15 protein-coding genes are annotated in these 15,135 nt (G+C 36.2%); 9 read left to right on the forward strand and 6 right to left on the reverse strand.

Going from position 1 to position 15,135, the window contains the following annotated elements:
• Positions 1–207: 207 nt before the first annotated feature.
• The 6 genes from FN817_RS21430 to clpB all read right to left on the reverse strand — a co-directional run bounded on the left by FN817_RS21430 (position 208) and on the right by clpB (position 6,968).
• A complete protein-coding gene (locus FN817_RS21430; RefSeq protein ID WP_142719699.1) occupies positions 208–849 on the reverse strand; it encodes a response regulator transcription factor in 642 nt (213 codons plus the stop codon).
• The gene (locus tag FN817_RS21435) at positions 846–1,502 is read right to left on the reverse strand and encodes a sensor histidine kinase (protein ID WP_228451630.1); all 657 of its coding nucleotides are present in this window, start codon (positions 1,500–1,502) and stop codon (positions 846–848) included. The genes FN817_RS21430 and FN817_RS21435 overlap by 4 nt, the downstream gene beginning before the upstream one ends.
• A gap of 107 nt (positions 1,503–1,609) precedes the next feature.
• Positions 1,610–2,254, reverse strand: coding sequence for a hypothetical protein (locus tag FN817_RS21440; RefSeq protein ID WP_142719701.1), 645 nt, complete (start codon positions 2,252–2,254; stop codon positions 1,610–1,612).
• Positions 2,255–2,281: 27 nt separating this feature from the next.
• The gene (locus FN817_RS21445) at positions 2,282–2,812 is read right to left on the reverse strand and encodes a hypothetical protein (protein ID WP_142719702.1); all 531 of its coding nucleotides are present in this window, start codon (positions 2,810–2,812) and stop codon (positions 2,282–2,284) included.
• Positions 2,813–3,051: 239 nt separating this feature from the next.
• The gene (locus FN817_RS21450; RefSeq protein WP_142719703.1) at positions 3,052–4,056 is read right to left on the reverse strand and encodes a zinc metalloprotease; all 1,005 of its coding nucleotides are present in this window, start codon (positions 4,054–4,056) and stop codon (positions 3,052–3,054) included.
• 317 nt (positions 4,057–4,373) lie between these two features.
• The gene (gene clpB / locus FN817_RS21455) at positions 4,374–6,968 is read right to left on the reverse strand and encodes an ATP-dependent chaperone ClpB (protein ID WP_142719704.1); all 2,595 of its coding nucleotides are present in this window, start codon (positions 6,966–6,968) and stop codon (positions 4,374–4,376) included.
• 367 nt (positions 6,969–7,335) lie between these two features.
• Between clpB and FN817_RS21460 the strand changes: the two genes are divergently transcribed.
• The 9 genes from FN817_RS21460 (at position 7,336) to FN817_RS21500 (ending at position 15,047) form a co-directional block, all read left to right on the forward strand.
• Positions 7,336–7,914: a TetR/AcrR family transcriptional regulator gene (locus FN817_RS21460; protein ID WP_142719705.1), complete on the forward strand. Its 579-nt coding sequence runs from the start codon at positions 7,336–7,338 to the stop codon at positions 7,912–7,914.
• Between the two features lie 209 nt (positions 7,915–8,123).
• Positions 8,124–9,440: a phenylacetate--CoA ligase family protein gene (locus FN817_RS21465; protein ID WP_142719751.1), complete on the forward strand. Its 1,317-nt coding sequence runs from the start codon at positions 8,124–8,126 to the stop codon at positions 9,438–9,440.
• Positions 9,440–10,525 (forward strand): 2Fe-2S iron-sulfur cluster-binding protein, encoded by a 1,086-nt coding sequence (locus tag FN817_RS21470; protein ID WP_047420216.1) that lies wholly within the window; start codon positions 9,440–9,442, stop codon positions 10,523–10,525. Before FN817_RS21465 ends, FN817_RS21470 begins: the two co-directional genes overlap by 1 nt.
• Before the next feature lie 104 nt (positions 10,526–10,629).
• On the forward strand, positions 10,630–11,568 hold the full coding sequence (paaA, locus tag FN817_RS21475; protein WP_142719706.1) for a 1,2-phenylacetyl-CoA epoxidase subunit PaaA: 939 nt from the start codon (positions 10,630–10,632) through the stop codon (positions 11,566–11,568).
• A 111-nt stretch (positions 11,569–11,679) separates the two neighbouring features.
• The gene (gene paaB, locus FN817_RS21480; protein ID WP_039364405.1) at positions 11,680–11,961 is read left to right on the forward strand and encodes a 1,2-phenylacetyl-CoA epoxidase subunit PaaB; all 282 of its coding nucleotides are present in this window, start codon (positions 11,680–11,682) and stop codon (positions 11,959–11,961) included.
• A 101-nt stretch (positions 11,962–12,062) separates the two neighbouring features.
• Positions 12,063–12,812 (forward strand): 1,2-phenylacetyl-CoA epoxidase subunit PaaC, encoded by a 750-nt coding sequence (gene paaC / locus FN817_RS21485; protein ID WP_047420209.1) that lies wholly within the window; start codon positions 12,063–12,065, stop codon positions 12,810–12,812.
• 5 nt (positions 12,813–12,817) lie between these two features.
• A complete protein-coding gene (locus FN817_RS21490; protein ID WP_142719707.1) occupies positions 12,818–13,627 on the forward strand; it encodes an alpha/beta hydrolase in 810 nt (269 codons plus the stop codon).
• A 3-nt stretch (positions 13,628–13,630) separates the two neighbouring features.
• Entirely contained in the window at positions 13,631–14,095 is a 465-nt protein-coding gene (gene paaD, locus FN817_RS21495; protein ID WP_142719708.1) for a 1,2-phenylacetyl-CoA epoxidase subunit PaaD, read from the forward strand.
• Between the two features lie 151 nt (positions 14,096–14,246).
• Positions 14,247–15,047, forward strand: coding sequence for an enoyl-CoA hydratase/isomerase family protein (locus FN817_RS21500; RefSeq protein WP_142719709.1), 801 nt, complete (start codon positions 14,247–14,249; stop codon positions 15,045–15,047).
• Positions 15,048–15,135 lie beyond the last annotated feature (88 nt).

Consider the following 15,135-nt stretch of genomic DNA (forward strand, 5'->3'; position numbering starts at 1 on the left):
AAAATTAATATGCAAATATTTTTCTTATTTTATTAAATAATTGATAATTATTTAGAGGTTTGTTTGATTTAAATTCATGGTTATTTTAAATGTTTTGAATTTTAATCAATTTTGTAAAATTTGTTATTGTGTTTTCTGTTTTTGATTATTTTTCGTGAATACTTTTCGTTTAAATTTATTTAAAAAAGAATTTTTTCATGATAAATTTTAGTTTGCAAAACCATTTTTAATAGCAAATACAGCCAATCCGACACGGGTTTTTAAATCCAGTTTTTCACAAAGCTGATCACGATAACTTTCCACGGTTCTTGGACTGCAGCACATTCTGTCTGCAATTTCTTTATAGCTGAGTTCCGTTACAGTATACTTCAGGAATTCTTTTTCCCTGTCAGAAATTCTTACAGCAATTTCGGATTCTGTTTCTTTATTAAGGTTGGAGAAAATAATTTTAGAGGCCCAGTCCGGATAAAAGAAACCATCACTGTTCAATCGGGTAAGTGCTGTTTCCAGATCTCTTGGGTGGGTGTTTTTTAAAAGGTAACCTTTTGCCCCGCTTTTAATCATTTTAATTACACTATTGTCATCACCCTGCATACTAAGTGCCATGATTTTAATGGCAGGATGATTTTTTGTAAGCCAGACAGCGGTTTCAAAACCGTCCATAATCGGCATGCTGATATCTAAAAGAATGATATCCGGAATAGTATTTCCTTCTTCAATTTTTTGGATGAGGTCTTTTCCGTTCTCGCATACATAGATAACTTCAAATTCGTTGAAATTACCAATAATGCCTTCCAGGGCTTTTGCGATAAGTATATGATCGTCAACAATTACAATAGATTTCTTCATGACTGTTTTTTTAAGATAATATTGATTCGGGTTCCCGTATTTTTCTGACTTTCCATATGAAAATTTGCCCCGATGATTTCAGCTCTGTTTTTCATATTCGTAAGGCCTATTCCGTTGGATTTGATCTGTGAAGTATCAAACCCGATTCCATCATCGCGGATGTCGAGCTCCCAAAGGATATCTTCGGAAGTATTCAGGCATATAAAAATATTTTTACAACGGGAATGCTTTATACTGTTCTGAATAAATTCCTGTGTGATTCTGAGCAGCATGTTTTTATGAACAAAACCTAAATCAAGCTGCTTGAAATTATGTTCAAAGCTGACCATACACTTTTTAAAAGAATTCGTATTGTCTACTTCTTCCTGTATTAAAGTTACAATTTCCTTTTGATTGATGTTGTCGTCAGTCAGCGTTTTCGACAAACTCCTGAGATCCTGCAGAGACTGGTTAATGATTTGTGATACCTGATCTATTCTTTCGCTGGCTTCAGACACCTTATTTTCATAAAGCATTTGCTGAACATACAGGCTTACCAAAGTTAGTTTCTGACCAATATTATCATGCAATTCCCTTCCAATCTGCTGCATGGTGGCCTGCTGGATTTCCAATTGGGTAGCCAGAAGCTCTCTCTGATGAATTTCATTTTTCATCTCTATCTCTGTTAAATATTCTTTTTTGCGTTGTCTGTAACTCCGGATATAGATTAATACTGCCGTTACAAACATCACAAAGAGTATGTTAAATAGAATAATAACTATTAAGAGCTCTGTTTTCCCCATATGAATGAACTTGCAAATAAGATGTACATTACCGAAACCGAGACCAGGAAATAACTGAAATAAATGTCCCAAATTTCCTTGTATTTTACCAGAAGTGATAAAAATGCCATGAAAGGTAATGTTCCAATATATGATATTGTAATCCCAAGATTAATATAAAACATTTTGTTTTTATTGAAATTGAGGATTTCTTGTGAAGTAATTTGTTTATAATACTCCATGATTACCAAAAGCATCAAAATAAGACAGCCAAACGTATAGTTGAAAGCAAATACAATTTTACTTCTGGAAAAATATAATTCGTTGGGAATAAATGAAAGCAGATATAGAATGGAAAATATCCAAAATAATTTGGGTTTTCCTAAAGATTTTGCAGCATATAACCAGTAAAAAAATACAAACTGGATTGGCATTAAAAGGTAGTTGTAGTATTGAGCTTTGGTAAAATGAACAAAACTTCCCCATTTGCCATAAGCTTCCCCAAGAAAAATAAATACCAGATAAAACACAAAAAGTTTCCAATGTTGTTCTTTTAAACGGTTATAATGGAAAAGTGCTATGACTGCAGCAAGTCCTTCAGCCCAAAGCAGACTTTTTTGTGCAAATTCCTGGAATTCTGTCATACAGTTCTAAATATGATATATTTACAATTAAAAAGACTGGCCTAAAGGAGCTTTTGGTGGAACAAGTATTCCGTTATTTTCTCCAAGACTGGTATCATCATCTTCTCCCATGCCTTTGGCAGATTTGTTGGCTAATGCAAAAGATTTTCCTTCAGTACTTTGAAAAGGATTGAAATCATAATCAATAAGTTCTCCTGTTTCATTGGTTTTTTTTAATGTTGGGACCATCACTAGAGTGTGCCTTCCTGCGTATTCTATCGGAACAGGGTGGGAGTCCATAATAGACCAGTTTTCCTGTTTCGGGTAAGTAGCATAATAAAATCTGACCCCTAAATCTTCCGTAGATGCGTCTGGGTTCGCTTTGGTGGCCTCGGCTTCAATATTAGCAATAAAATTTTTTAATTTCGGAAGGTCAAACCAGATGGAATGAGCGTCATCTATTCCTAAAGCGGTATTGATAACATTTAGGTGGGTTTGACGGTAATTGTCGATGAGAGCCTGGATAAGACTATTTGACATTGTTCCAGGTTGTAACGGATTGTTTGATTCTGTATTCATAGCTTAGCAGTATTTTACGGATGAAATTCAATTAATATGCAAATTTCGGAAAAAATATGCTAGAAAATGTATTAGTTAATAGGGAATTATACTGTTATTTTTACCGTGTTTTTACGGATTGTATGTTTTGTGAAGAATTGCCGGGGGGTCAGAAAAAATCCTTCAATATAAATACTGTCTGAAAGAAGGAGAATAAAAAAAAGATCGCTTAAAGAAGCGATCTTTTTTATTTATTTTTATTACAGAACTCTTAATCCTGCACGTGGACCGGATGCTGAAACGGTAGCTTGCATTCTGCTGTTTTGTTGTTGTGTAAACATGAATAACGTTGTTTCATCTGAATAGTCCATGTAGTTCATAAACATTACAGAACGTGAAACTCCACCACATGTTTCGTATCTGGGATAAGTTGGTACACCAGAGTGTTTGGTAATCTGTTGAGGAGTATCACCCACTAAATCATCTCCGCAATTTGCATCTCCCCAAATGTGTCTGAGGTTCAAATAATGCCCTACTTCATGTACGGTAACTCTTCCTTGGTTGTGAGTGGCATCAGGGCCTCCTTCCCCTACATAGTCGTCCATCATAACAACACCGTCGTTCCAAAGTCCGGCGTCTTCCGGAAAAGTAGCGTATCCTAAAACATAACCGGTCTGATAAGGCATATAATCTACCACCCAGATATTCAGATACTGGTTAGGATCCGTAGAATCCATTCCTCCTGTAGATGCTTTTTTCATTTTATCATCCGGTGCCCATCTGGAAGTTTTTGTCGACTTTCTGTTAATGCCCGCCAATCTGAATTTAATTTTGGTATCTCCTGCATTTACCGGTTGAAATTCTGCGGGAATCTTGGAAATATCAGAATGAGTAGATGCGAAAGCTTTATTAAGTACATCTATTTGGGAATTTATTCTGGCATCTGATACGTTATTTGATGCCTTTGTGTAAAGGACATTGAAGATAACCGGTATTTCTACGCTTCCGTCAGGCAAAACTTTACCCATTTTTTTCTGCTCGATATAGTTTGCGGTTTGGCTTTCTATATGAAGCATTCGCTGCATAGCTGCAGGATCTTCAGCAAGGTGTTTTTTTCTAAGAATATCAGAGCCGCAGAAGGCTTCTTTGCCAGCTGTGATATTGGTTTCTTCCATGTTTGTGTTCTCTGGACTAATGTTTTCTGTTTCATTATTATTACATGAAACCAGGAGTGTGATTAAGACTCCTAAAATTGTTTTTTTCATAAAATCTCGTTTTTTAGTAAAAACGAATATAGGAGAAATTCAAATACGATATATTTAATTAATAATTTATTATTTTATGTTAAATTTAATTTATATGTGTTTTGTGTGGAATATTTACATTGTTAGTGCTGTTTTTTAATAAATATGCTATAGGTTGGATTTTTTAATAAGAATATTTTTTCTAAAAATTGAAATTATGTGGAAATTATTATTTATTGAAAATAAATTGCTTAAAAAGATGTTGGTATAAAAAATAAGTGCTGCAGAGTAATCTACAGCACTTATTCACAAAAATAATGTATATGAAAAAAACTATTTTATTGTTCAGTAGGTCTGAAAACCAAACCTGTTTCTACAAAATAATCCAAAGTAATCCTGTCTCCGTCATTTACCTTTCCTGCAAGAATTTCTTTTGACAGTTTATTTAATACTTCCTGCTGGATTACTCTTTTCAATGGTCTCGCTCCGAAAGCAGGGTCGTAGCCTTTTTCCATCAGATAATCTACCGCATCCTGAGTGAAAGTCATGATGATGTTTCGTTTAGATAACATTTCATTGAATCCTCTCAGCTGGTACTGAACGATTTTTCCGATTTCTTTTTTTCTTAAAGGCTGGAACAGTACAATTTCATCAATTCTGTTCAGGAATTCTGGACGCAGCGTTTGTTTCAGCAGATCAAAAACTTCTACTTTTGTTTTATCCACAATTTCATCCTGGTTTTCCTCTGTAAGATTCTCAAAATTTTCCTGAATAAGATGTGAACCTAAATTCGAGGTCATAATGATAATTGAATTCTTAAAGTTAACCACACGTCCTTTATTATCAGTCAGACGTCCATCATCCAAAACCTGAAGTAAGGTGTTGAAAACATCAGGATGTGCTTTCTCAATCTCATCCAGTAGTACTACTGAATAAGGTCTTCTTCTTACCGCTTCAGTCAATTGCCCGCCTTCATCATATCCTACATATCCCGGAGGCGCTCCTACCAATCTCGAAACACTGTGACGTTCCTGATATTCACTCATATCAATTCTCGTCATGTTGTTTTCATCATCAAATAAGAACTCTGCCAATGCTTTTGCCAGCTCGGTTTTACCAACTCCTGTTGTTCCCAGGAATAAGAAGGATCCGATAGGTTTTTTATCATCACTCAATCCGGCTCTGTTCCTTCTGATAGCATCAGCAACCGCCTGGATGGCTTCATCCTGTCCTACGACTCTGTGGTGCAGTTCAGATTCCAGATTTAATAATTTATCCCTTTCAGATTGTAATAATTTGGTTACAGGAATACCTGTCCATTTACCAATCACTTCAGAGATGTTTTCTGCAGTAACTTCTTCTTTGATCAGTTCATTCTGATGGTTCTGCATTTCCAGCTCAACTTTATTGAGCTCTTCTTCTTTTTCACGAAGTTTTCCGTATTGGATCTCCGCTACTTTTGCATAATCTCCGGCTCTGGAAGCCCTTTCTGCTTCATGTTTCAGAGATTCAATATCTTTTTTGATCTGGGTAAGATCTTCACTTTTCTGTTTTTCTTTCAGCCATTTGGCATTGATCTCACTTCTTTGTTCGGAAATTTTAGCAATATCTTCTTTCAGATGATCAATTTTGGTCTGGTTGCCTTCTCTTGAAATGGCAGCCAGTTCAATTTCCAGCTGCATCAGTTTTCTGTCCAGAACATCCAGTTCTTCCGGTTTGGAATTGATTTCCATTCTCAGTTTGGCAGATGCTTCATCAATAAGGTCAATCGCTTTATCCGGTAAGAAACGGTCTGAAATATATCTCTGGGACATTTCTACAGCAGCGATAATTGCCTCGTCTTTGATTCTTACCTTATGGTGGGCTTCATATTTATCTTTAATACCACGAAGGATCGAAATTGCAGATTCAGTATCCGGTTCTTCTACCATTACTTTCTGGAAACGTCTTTCCAACGCTTTATCTTTCTCAAAATACTTTTGATATTCATTCAAAGTGGTTGCTCCAATCGCTCTCAACTCACCTCTTGCCAAAGCAGGTTTTAAGATGTTGGCAGCATCCATAGCTCCTTCACCGCCACCGGCACCTACCAAAGTATGGATTTCGTCAATGAAAAGGATAATCTGTCCGTCAGATTTGGTAACTTCATTCACAACGGATTTCAGACGCTCTTCAAATTCACCTTTGTATTTGGCTCCGGCGATCAAAGCTCCCATGTCCAATGAGAATAAAGTTTTATCCATCAGGTTTTCAGGAACGTCACCGTTGATAATTCTGTGGGCTATTCCTTCAGCAATGGCTGTTTTACCTACACCCGGTTCACCGATAAGGATTGGGTTGTTTTTTGTTCTTCTGGAAAGGATCTGTAAAACCCTTCTGATTTCTTCATCACGTCCGATTACAGGATCCAGTTTTCCTTCTGCTGCTAATTCATTGAAGTTTTTAGCATATTTATTTAAGGATTGGTAGGTTTCTTCTGAACTTGCAGAAGTTGCTTTACTTCCTTTTCTTAATTCTTTGATAGCACCTTCCAGCAGATTTTTGGTTACGCCCATATCTTTCAGCATTTTGGACACTTCCGAGCTGGTTTCCAAAAGGGATAGCCATAAATGTTCAATCGTCACATATTCATCACCCATCTTTTTGGCGATGTTGGGTGCATCCAGCAATACTTTGTTGGCAGATTGTGAAAGATAAATATTTCCTCCCTGTACTTTTGGAAGTTTTTCTAAATTTTCACGGTTGCGCTCTCTTACTAAATTAGCGTCTGCTTCAGATTTTTTAAGTAGGAAAGGCGATATATTTTCATCCACCTGAAAGATTCCTTCAAGGAGATGTTGAGGTTCAATACTTTGGTTGTCCAATTCCATAGCAAGTTGTTGTGCTGCCTGGATGGCCTCCTGTGATTTTACTGTATATTGGTTCAAGTTCATATTTTATATATTTTTGGTATTGTGTTCAAAGTTTACTTTTAAAAAACATCAAGAAACCAAATTTTAAGGCTTAGTTTCTTAATGCCATCAATTATTTAATCATTTATTCGATGACTATATCGCAAAAAGTGTTCAATTATTAAATTTACAAAAAAATAGGACAAATTTTCCGGATATTGTATTTTTAACGGAAATTTAACTTGACAAAATTTCCGATATCGTAATTATTTCTTTGAAATTCATGACCAAATAGTCATACTGTGAGAAGAAAGTTCTACGGGTGAATATGAAAATGGGAAAATTTACTTGATGTAAGTGTTAAAATTCAGCTTTTTATTTTAGAATAATTACTTTTGCATTTTACCAGATGGAACTAAAAGAAAAACAGAGAAAAATATTAGACGTAGCAGTAGAGCTTTTCAAAGAGAAAGGGTATATGGGGAGTTCTGTAAGAGATCTGGCTACGAAACTCAATATCAAGGCAGCATCGCTGTATGCACACATCCGTTCAAAGGAAGAAATTCTGGAATGGATTTGTTTTGGCATTGCTCAGGAGTTTTTCGATGAACTTCAGGAAGTAAAAAACACAGATATTGCCCCAAGGGAAAAACTGAACCTGCTACTGGATAAGCATCTTTCCGTAGTTCTTAAAAACCGCGATGTTACTCACATTTATTCTAATGAATGGAGGCATCTGGAAGAGAAGCTTCCCGAATTTGTAGAGCTGAGAAAAAGATATCAACAGGAAGTAGAAAAGCTTATTTCCGAAATCTATACTGCAGAAAACTGGGAACTTAAATCACCATCATTTACCACAAGATTTATTCTTCATACTTTAAACAATTCTTATTTCTGGTTCAAAAGAAGCAGCGATTCTACTGATGAAATTACAGATGAAATCAGGGAGAAAATCCTTTTTGGTCTTATTGGAAATCAGAAAAATTAAACACTTCTTTGTCTTTCTGACGAAGGAAGAATCTCATTAAGCATTTTTAATTAGATTCTTCACTGCACTTCGTTTCGTTCAGAATGACAGATACCGTTATAAACCACTTTTCTTATTTAGAATCATTCAAAATGTGACAAAAGTCATAAAAATTTTGCCAGCTTGTAAAATCTTTTTAAATTTACACCTAACAAATGTTAGTTAGTTTTATGGATTTTGCAGTTGAATATCTGGAGCTGGGTCAGTTGAGACAGCTTCAATCCGACCGGTTGATGAGTTTGATCAGCTACTTGGGAGAGAAATCGGAATTTTATAAAAAGAAATTTGATGAATTACAAATATCTCCACAGGATATAAGGTCGATTGAAGATATCAGGAAACTTCCTATTACTTACAAACAGGATTTAAGAGATAACTATCCATTTGGTTTATTTACCGTTCCTAAGAATGAACTTCAGCGTATTCACTGTTCAAGTGGAACAACAGGAAAACCAACGGTGGTAGGATATACCAAAGAAGATGTGGATCTTTTCAGTGAAGTGGTGGCAAGATCTTTACACGCTGCAGGAGCGAAACCGGGAATGCAACTGCACAATGCGTATGGGTATGGAATTTTCACAGGAGGATTAGGACTTCATTACGGAGCAGAAAAACTGGGGATGAGTGTTCTTCCTATTTCGGGAGGAATGACGGCGAGACAGGTAGATCTCATTGTAGACTTTAAGCCTGAAGTGATTTGCTGCTCTCCATCCTATGCTTTGACTATTGCGGATGAATTTGCCAAAAGAGGAATTTCTGCAGATGAAATCAGTCTGAAGTATGCTGTGCTGGGCTCAGAGCCATGGACAGAAATTATCAGAGGTCACATTGAAGAAAAATTAGGAGTTCATGCAACTAATATCTATGGATTGAGCGAAATTATCGGTCCGGGAGTTTCAATGGAAGATTTCGAAGAAAAAGGAGGTTCTTATATCTGGGAAGATCATTTTTATCCTGAAATTTTAGATCCGGTTACGAAACAGCCGGTTCCTTTCGGAGAAGAAGGTGTATTGGTGATTACAACATTAACGAAAAAAGCAATGCCGCTGCTTCGTTACTGGACCAATGATATCACAAGCCTTTACTATGATGAAAATGCCAAAAGAACAATGGTGAAAATGAAACCTATTGTCGGAAGAGCAGATGATATGCTGATCGTAAGAGGAGTAAATGTCTATCCAAGCCAGATTGAGGAAGCTTTCTCTTATGTGGAAGGAGTGGTTCCCAATTACTATCTGACGCCTATTGAAAAAGAACATATGTGTGTCGCTTTGGATATTGATGTTGAAATTGATGATGAGCTGGTAAAGACACAGAAAATAGAAGCAAATACCGATGATTATTTTAATTTTGTCGGAAACTTCGGAAAAAACATAGAAAACGAAATAAAAAAACGGGTAGGAATCACCACGAAAGTAAAAGTTCATGCCCAGGACAGCCTGCCGAAGTGCGAAGGTGGAAAAATTAATAGAATACTTAAAAAATAATGAATTCATTTTATAAACTTAAAACAGTTAAAGTTCAGAAAGATACTTCCGAAGCCGTTAGTGTGGCGGTGGAAATCCCTGAAGAACTGAAAGATAAGTTCAGGTTCAAACAAGGACAGTATCTGAATTTCCGAATGATGATCAACGGAAATGAGGAAAGACGTTCTTACTCTATCTGTAATGCTCCGAGTGAAAAAAGCAATACACTGGAAGTATTGGTGAAGTTGCTTGAGGGTGGAAAAGTATCGGGCTATTTCAATGAACATCTCCACATGGATGAAATTCTGGAAGTAATGCCTCCAATGGGTGGTTTTAATACCTCTTATCATCCTACCAATGTAAAAACTTATGTTGGTTTGGCTGCAGGAAGCGGGATTACCCCTGTTTTATCCAATATTAAAGAAAGCCTTTATCAGGAACCTAACAGTAATGCTTACCTGTTCTACAGCAACAGAAGCATGAATCATATTTTAAGAAAAGCTGAAATAGATAGACTGGTAGAACATTTCAATGGAAGGCTGAAAGTTATTTATCTGGTAAGCCGTGAAAAACATGAAGATCCGGTTTTTGAAGGAAGAATTTCTGCTGAAAAACTAGAACAGTTATTTGAAAGATACACAGATATCGACGTAAGAGAAGCTACTTATTTCATCTGCGGACCTGCAGAAATGATCAAGGGGATCGCAGACTATCTGAAAAAAGATAAAAAAGTACCTGCTATCCAGGTGTTATTTGAGTATTTCACCGCTCCGGATGAAGAAAATACGGAGGAAATGAGTGATGAATTCAAGGCCATTGCCAATATTGAAAGTATGGTAACGGTAATTATTGATGATGATGAATATTCGTTCCACCTTAATTCTAAAAAAGAGAGTATCTTAGATAAAGCATTGAAAGACAATCTTCCTGTGCCTTTTGCATGTAAAGGAGGAGTGTGCTGTACGTGTAAAGCGGAAGTTTTGGAAGGAGAAGTTTTCATGGAGAAAAACTACGCACTTACCGAAGAAGAAGTAGCCAGAGGCTTCGTTCTTACCTGTCAATGTCACCCGACAACGAATGTGGTGATGCTTAATTATGATGTTTAATTCAATTTGAAAATGAATTAATGTGCTAATTTGAAAATGTGACTATTGCAGATTAATTTTCAAATTGCCTAATTCTCAAATTATTAATTTCAAATTCAAAAATTATGGACCTAGAAAAATTTGTACAATACGTACATGACGAAAATAAAGTAGAACCAAAAGATGTAATGCCCGATGATTACAGAAAACTATTGGTTCGTCAGATTTCACAGCACGCCCACTCTGAAATTGTAGGAATGCTGCCGGAAGCGAACTGGATTTCAAGAGCACCTTCATTGAGAAGAAAAATGGCTCTTTTAGCTAAAGTTCAGGATGAAGCAGGTCACGGTTTATACCTTTACTCTGCTACCGAAACTTTAGGTGACGGTACTATCAGAGCAGACAGAGACGCTACTTATGATGATATGCTGGAAGGAAAAGCGAAATATTCAAGTATTTTCAACTATCCTACCTTAAGCTGGGCAGATATAGGAGCAATCGGCTGGCTGGTAGATGGTGCTGCCATTATGAACCAGGTAATGCTGATGGGGAATTCTTATGGTCCTTATTCCAGAGCAATGGTGAAGATCTGTAAAGAAGAATCTTTCCATCAAAGACAGGGATATGAGATTCTAATGGCGCTTTGCCGTGGTACCAAACAACAGAAAGAAATGGCTCAGGCTTCATTGAACCGTTTCTGGTGGCCGGCATTAATGATGTTCGGACCGAATGACGACAGCTCTCCAAACTCGAAGATCTCTATGAATTACAGAGTAAAAAGAGAAAGTAATGACAGCCTTCGTCAGAGATTTATCGACGTTACTGTTTCTCAGGCAGAATTCTTAGGATTAACTGTTCCGGATAAAGACCTGAAATGGAATGAGGAAAGACAGCATTATGATTTCGGAGAACTACCATGGGATGAGTTCATGGAAATCTTAAAAGGAAACGGACCTTGCAATAAAAAACGTATCGAAACGAAACGAAAAGCTCAAAGAGAAAACTCCTGGGTAAAGGAAGCTGCAATAGCTTTTGCAGAAAAACAACAAAAAGAAGTAATATAATAATGTAACAATATACCAATGTAGAAATGTAACAATCATTGTCATGCTGAGCTTGTCGAAGCATCTCATTGTTAAACTGGTACATTGATACATTGTTAAATTAATTTGACTATGGCAAATTTAGATATGTGGGAAGTGTTTATTCAAACTAAACCGGGATTATCTCACAAACACGTTGGAATTGTACAGGCACCAACAGCAGAAATGGCTTTGCAGAACGCAAGAGACGTTTATACAAGAAGAAAAGAAGGAACTTCTGTTTGGGTAGTTCCAAGCAAATATATTGTGACTTCAGAAGGAGTGGATAAAGAAGCATTCTTCGATCCGGCTGATGATAAACTATACCGTCACCCAACGTTCTACGACATTCCAAACGATGTAAAAAATATGTAATAAGACTTTTGAGATAATAGACAGATAGATAAAAGACCTTAAGGTTTACTTGTCTATTTTCTATCCATCTATCATCTATCTGTCTTTAAATTGATTAAACAATGAACCCATTATATAATTATTTATTAAAACTCGCAGACGACAGTTTCATTATGGGACAGCGTTTGTCTGCATGGTGCGGTGAAGGTCCTTATTTAGAGGAAGATATTGCATTGACAAACATCGCGTTGGATGAGCTGGGACAGGCTAACAACTTTTATGTTTATGCTTCAAGAGTCATTGACAACGGTAAAAGTGAAGATGACTTAGCCTTTCTAAGATATGAACACGAATATGTAAATGCGCACTGGACAGAACTTCCAAACGAAGATTATGCTCAGACCATTCTGAAAGTGTACGTTTTTGCCGTGTATCAGAAACTGATGTATGAGGCATTGTCCAACTCTGCAGATCAAGAGCTTTCGGCTATTGCTCAGAAATCACTAAAGGAAGTAAGATATCATTATACTCATGCTGCATCCTGGATGAAAATTTTCGCTCAGGGTACAGAAGAAAGCAAATCCCGTGTGGTAAAAGCCATTGAAGATATCTGGGAATATACAAAAGGACTTTTTGCTAAAACAGAAGGTGAAGATGATCTTATTGCTTTGAACATCGTTCCGGATGCAGATGCTCTTTACGAAGAATTCATTGCCATTACGAAGAAAGATTTTGCAGATTTCGGACTGGAATATCCATCAAATCCTTTTATGCAGCCAAAATCAAGAACAGGATATCATACCGAATATTTCGGATTTATTCTTTGTGAACTTCAGTATATGCAGAGAGCATATCCGGGTTGTACTTGGTAACAAGTATGAAAAAGTTACTTCTTGGAATATTTGCTTTTTTTCTTATCGCATATGTGATGTTATGTGTGGGAATCTACTTCTATCAGGAGAAAATTATTTTTTATCCTGAAAAGTTACCGGAGAATTACAAATTTAAATTTGATGGTGATTTTGAAGAAATAACGGTTATAACACAAGATAAAAAACATTTAAACTCCGTTTTATTTAAAGCTCAAAACCCTAAAGGCGTAATTTTTTACCTTCATGGGAATGGAGGCTCATTAAGAGAATGGGGTGAAGTCGCTGAACTGTATACCAATATGAACTATGATACATTTATATTGGATTACAGAGGGTACGGAAAAAGTGAAGATAAGATTAATAATAGAGATCAGCTTTTTTCGGATGTTGAGAGTGCTTACAAGGGGCTTTTGAAAAGATATCCGGAGAACAAAATTATCATTTTAGGATATTCTATAGGAACGGGCTTAGCTGCAAAATTAGCATCAATGCAGAACGCAAGATTATTGATTTTACAGGCTCCGTATTATAGTATGGAAGATGAAATGAGTCAAAAATTTTCATTTCTTCCTAAGTTTTTACTGAAGTATAATTTTAAGACGGGTGAATATTTAAAAACCGTTAAGTCGCCCGTTGTAATTTTTCATGGTGATAAAGATGAGGTTATTAATTATAAGTCATCCTTAAAACTTAAAAATAGCTTTAAAAAAGGTGATAGTCTGATTCTATTAAAAGATCAGTATCACAACGGAATAACAGATAATTTGGATTATCAGAATTCAATGAAAATAATTCTTGATTCTGATAAAAAGTAAAATATGAATCAGCTTTTAGATTTATTAAAAACAATTCCCGATCCGGAAATTCCGGTGATTGATATCGTGGAATTAGGAATCGTAAGAGATGCACAAATCACAGGTGAAAATACTTGTGAAGTGATCATTACGCCTACTTATTCTGCCTGTCCTGCAATGTTTACCATTGAAGAGGATATTATCAAAATGATGAAAGAAAACGGGTGGGAAGCAAAAGTAGTTACCAAGATGTTTCCGATCTGGACAACGGACTGGATAACTGATGAAGCGAGAGAAAAACTTCGTGTTTACGGAATCACCCCTCCTGAAAAAGGAGCCGATGAACATCATATCGGGAAACCGAAAAAATGTCCACGCTGTGGTTCTGAGCATACCAAACAGATCAGCAGATTTGGGTCTACTTTATGTAAGGCCTCTTATCAATGCCTAGACTGCCTGGAACCTTTTGATTATTTTAAATGTCATTAGTGTAACGATAGATTAATGTACAATTTATCAATAAAACTGACGGATATGCAGAGCATAACGATGCTGTTGTTAGATTGTTAAAATCTTAGGTGGTTACATGAATTTATATTGTTAAATTAGTGCATTGTTAAATAATAAATTAATAAAAACTATGTATACACAACTCGATATTGAAACGCATTTTGACGGGAAGCTTAAAATTGCATATCTTAATCAACCGGAAACAATGAACGCCCTCACCAAGCCGGCTTTATCAGATCTTAGAGATTTTGTTAAAGAATGCAGTGAAGACGAAACGGTAAGATGTGTTGCTATCTCCGGAAGAGGAAGAGCGTTTTGCTCAGGTCAGAATCTGGATGAAGCTTTTGTGGTAGGAAAAGAACACCATGATCATGACATTATCAGAAAAATTGTGGTAGACTATTATAACCCTTTAGTGTTAGAAGTTACCCGTTGCAAAAAACCGGTTATTGCTTTAGTAAACGGTCCTGCAGTAGGAGCTGGAGCGATGTTGGCTTTAATCTCTGACTTCGTTTTAGCGAATGAAAAAGCATATTTTGCTCAGGCATTTTCAAATATCGGTTTAATTCCTGATACAGGAGGAACGTACTTCTTACCGAAGCTTTTAGGCAGACAATTGGCCAATTATTTAGCATTTACAGGTAAAAAATTATCTGCAGAAGAATCTAAAGTTCATGGTCTTGTTGCTGAAGTTTTCACTGAAGAAGAATTTGTTCCAAAATCTATGGAAATTCTTGAAAGAATGGCGAATATGCCTACAGCGGCTCTTAAGCTTACAAAAAAAGCTTTTGCCAATTCTTATACCAACACATTGAAAGAACAGCTTGAGCTGGAAGGAGACCTACAGCAGGAAGCTGCAGAAACAGAAGACTTCATTGAAGGAGTAAATGCCTTTTTACAGAAAAGAAAACCTAATTATAAAGGAAAATAAGAACTAATATAACAATGTACCAATGTAGCAGTTTATCAATGAGATGCTTCGACAAGCTCAGCATGACAATGATTGTTACATTGTTACA

Origin of the sequence: Chryseobacterium rhizoplanae, assembly GCF_900182655.1 — a bacterium.
Taxonomy (GTDB): Bacteria; Bacteroidota; Bacteroidia; order Flavobacteriales; family Weeksellaceae; genus Chryseobacterium; species Chryseobacterium rhizoplanae.

Excerpts from the sequence above, each read along its gene's own strand:
- FN817_RS21430 (WP_142719699.1), bottom strand. The coding sequence starts at position 849 with ATGAAGAAATCTATTGTAATTGTTGACGATCATATACTTATCGCAAAA.
- FN817_RS21435 (WP_228451630.1), bottom strand. The coding sequence starts at position 1,502 with ATGAAAAATGAAATTCATCAGAGAGAGCTTCTGGCTACCCAATTGGAA.
- FN817_RS21440 (WP_142719701.1), bottom strand. The coding sequence starts at position 2,254 with ATGACAGAATTCCAGGAATTTGCACAAAAAAGTCTGCTTTGGGCTGAA.
- FN817_RS21445 (WP_142719702.1), bottom strand. The coding sequence starts at position 2,812 with ATGAATACAGAATCAAACAATCCGTTACAACCTGGAACAATGTCAAAT.
- FN817_RS21450 (WP_142719703.1), bottom strand. The coding sequence starts at position 4,056 with ATGAAAAAAACAATTTTAGGAGTCTTAATCACACTCCTGGTTTCATGT.
- clpB (WP_142719704.1), bottom strand. The coding sequence starts at position 6,968 with ATGAACTTGAACCAATATACAGTAAAATCACAGGAGGCCATCCAGGCA.
- FN817_RS21460 (WP_142719705.1), top strand. The coding sequence starts at position 7,336 with ATGGAACTAAAAGAAAAACAGAGAAAAATATTAGACGTAGCAGTAGAG.
- FN817_RS21465 (WP_142719751.1), top strand. The coding sequence starts at position 8,124 with ATGGATTTTGCAGTTGAATATCTGGAGCTGGGTCAGTTGAGACAGCTT.
- FN817_RS21470 (WP_047420216.1), top strand. The coding sequence starts at position 9,440 with ATGAATTCATTTTATAAACTTAAAACAGTTAAAGTTCAGAAAGATACT.
- paaA (WP_142719706.1), top strand. The coding sequence starts at position 10,630 with ATGGACCTAGAAAAATTTGTACAATACGTACATGACGAAAATAAAGTA.
- paaB (WP_039364405.1), top strand. The coding sequence starts at position 11,680 with ATGGCAAATTTAGATATGTGGGAAGTGTTTATTCAAACTAAACCGGGA.
- paaC (WP_047420209.1), top strand. The coding sequence starts at position 12,063 with ATGAACCCATTATATAATTATTTATTAAAACTCGCAGACGACAGTTTC.
- FN817_RS21490 (WP_142719707.1), top strand. The coding sequence starts at position 12,818 with ATGAAAAAGTTACTTCTTGGAATATTTGCTTTTTTTCTTATCGCATAT.
- paaD (WP_142719708.1), top strand. The coding sequence starts at position 13,631 with ATGAATCAGCTTTTAGATTTATTAAAAACAATTCCCGATCCGGAAATT.
- FN817_RS21500 (WP_142719709.1), top strand. The coding sequence starts at position 14,247 with ATGTATACACAACTCGATATTGAAACGCATTTTGACGGGAAGCTTAAA.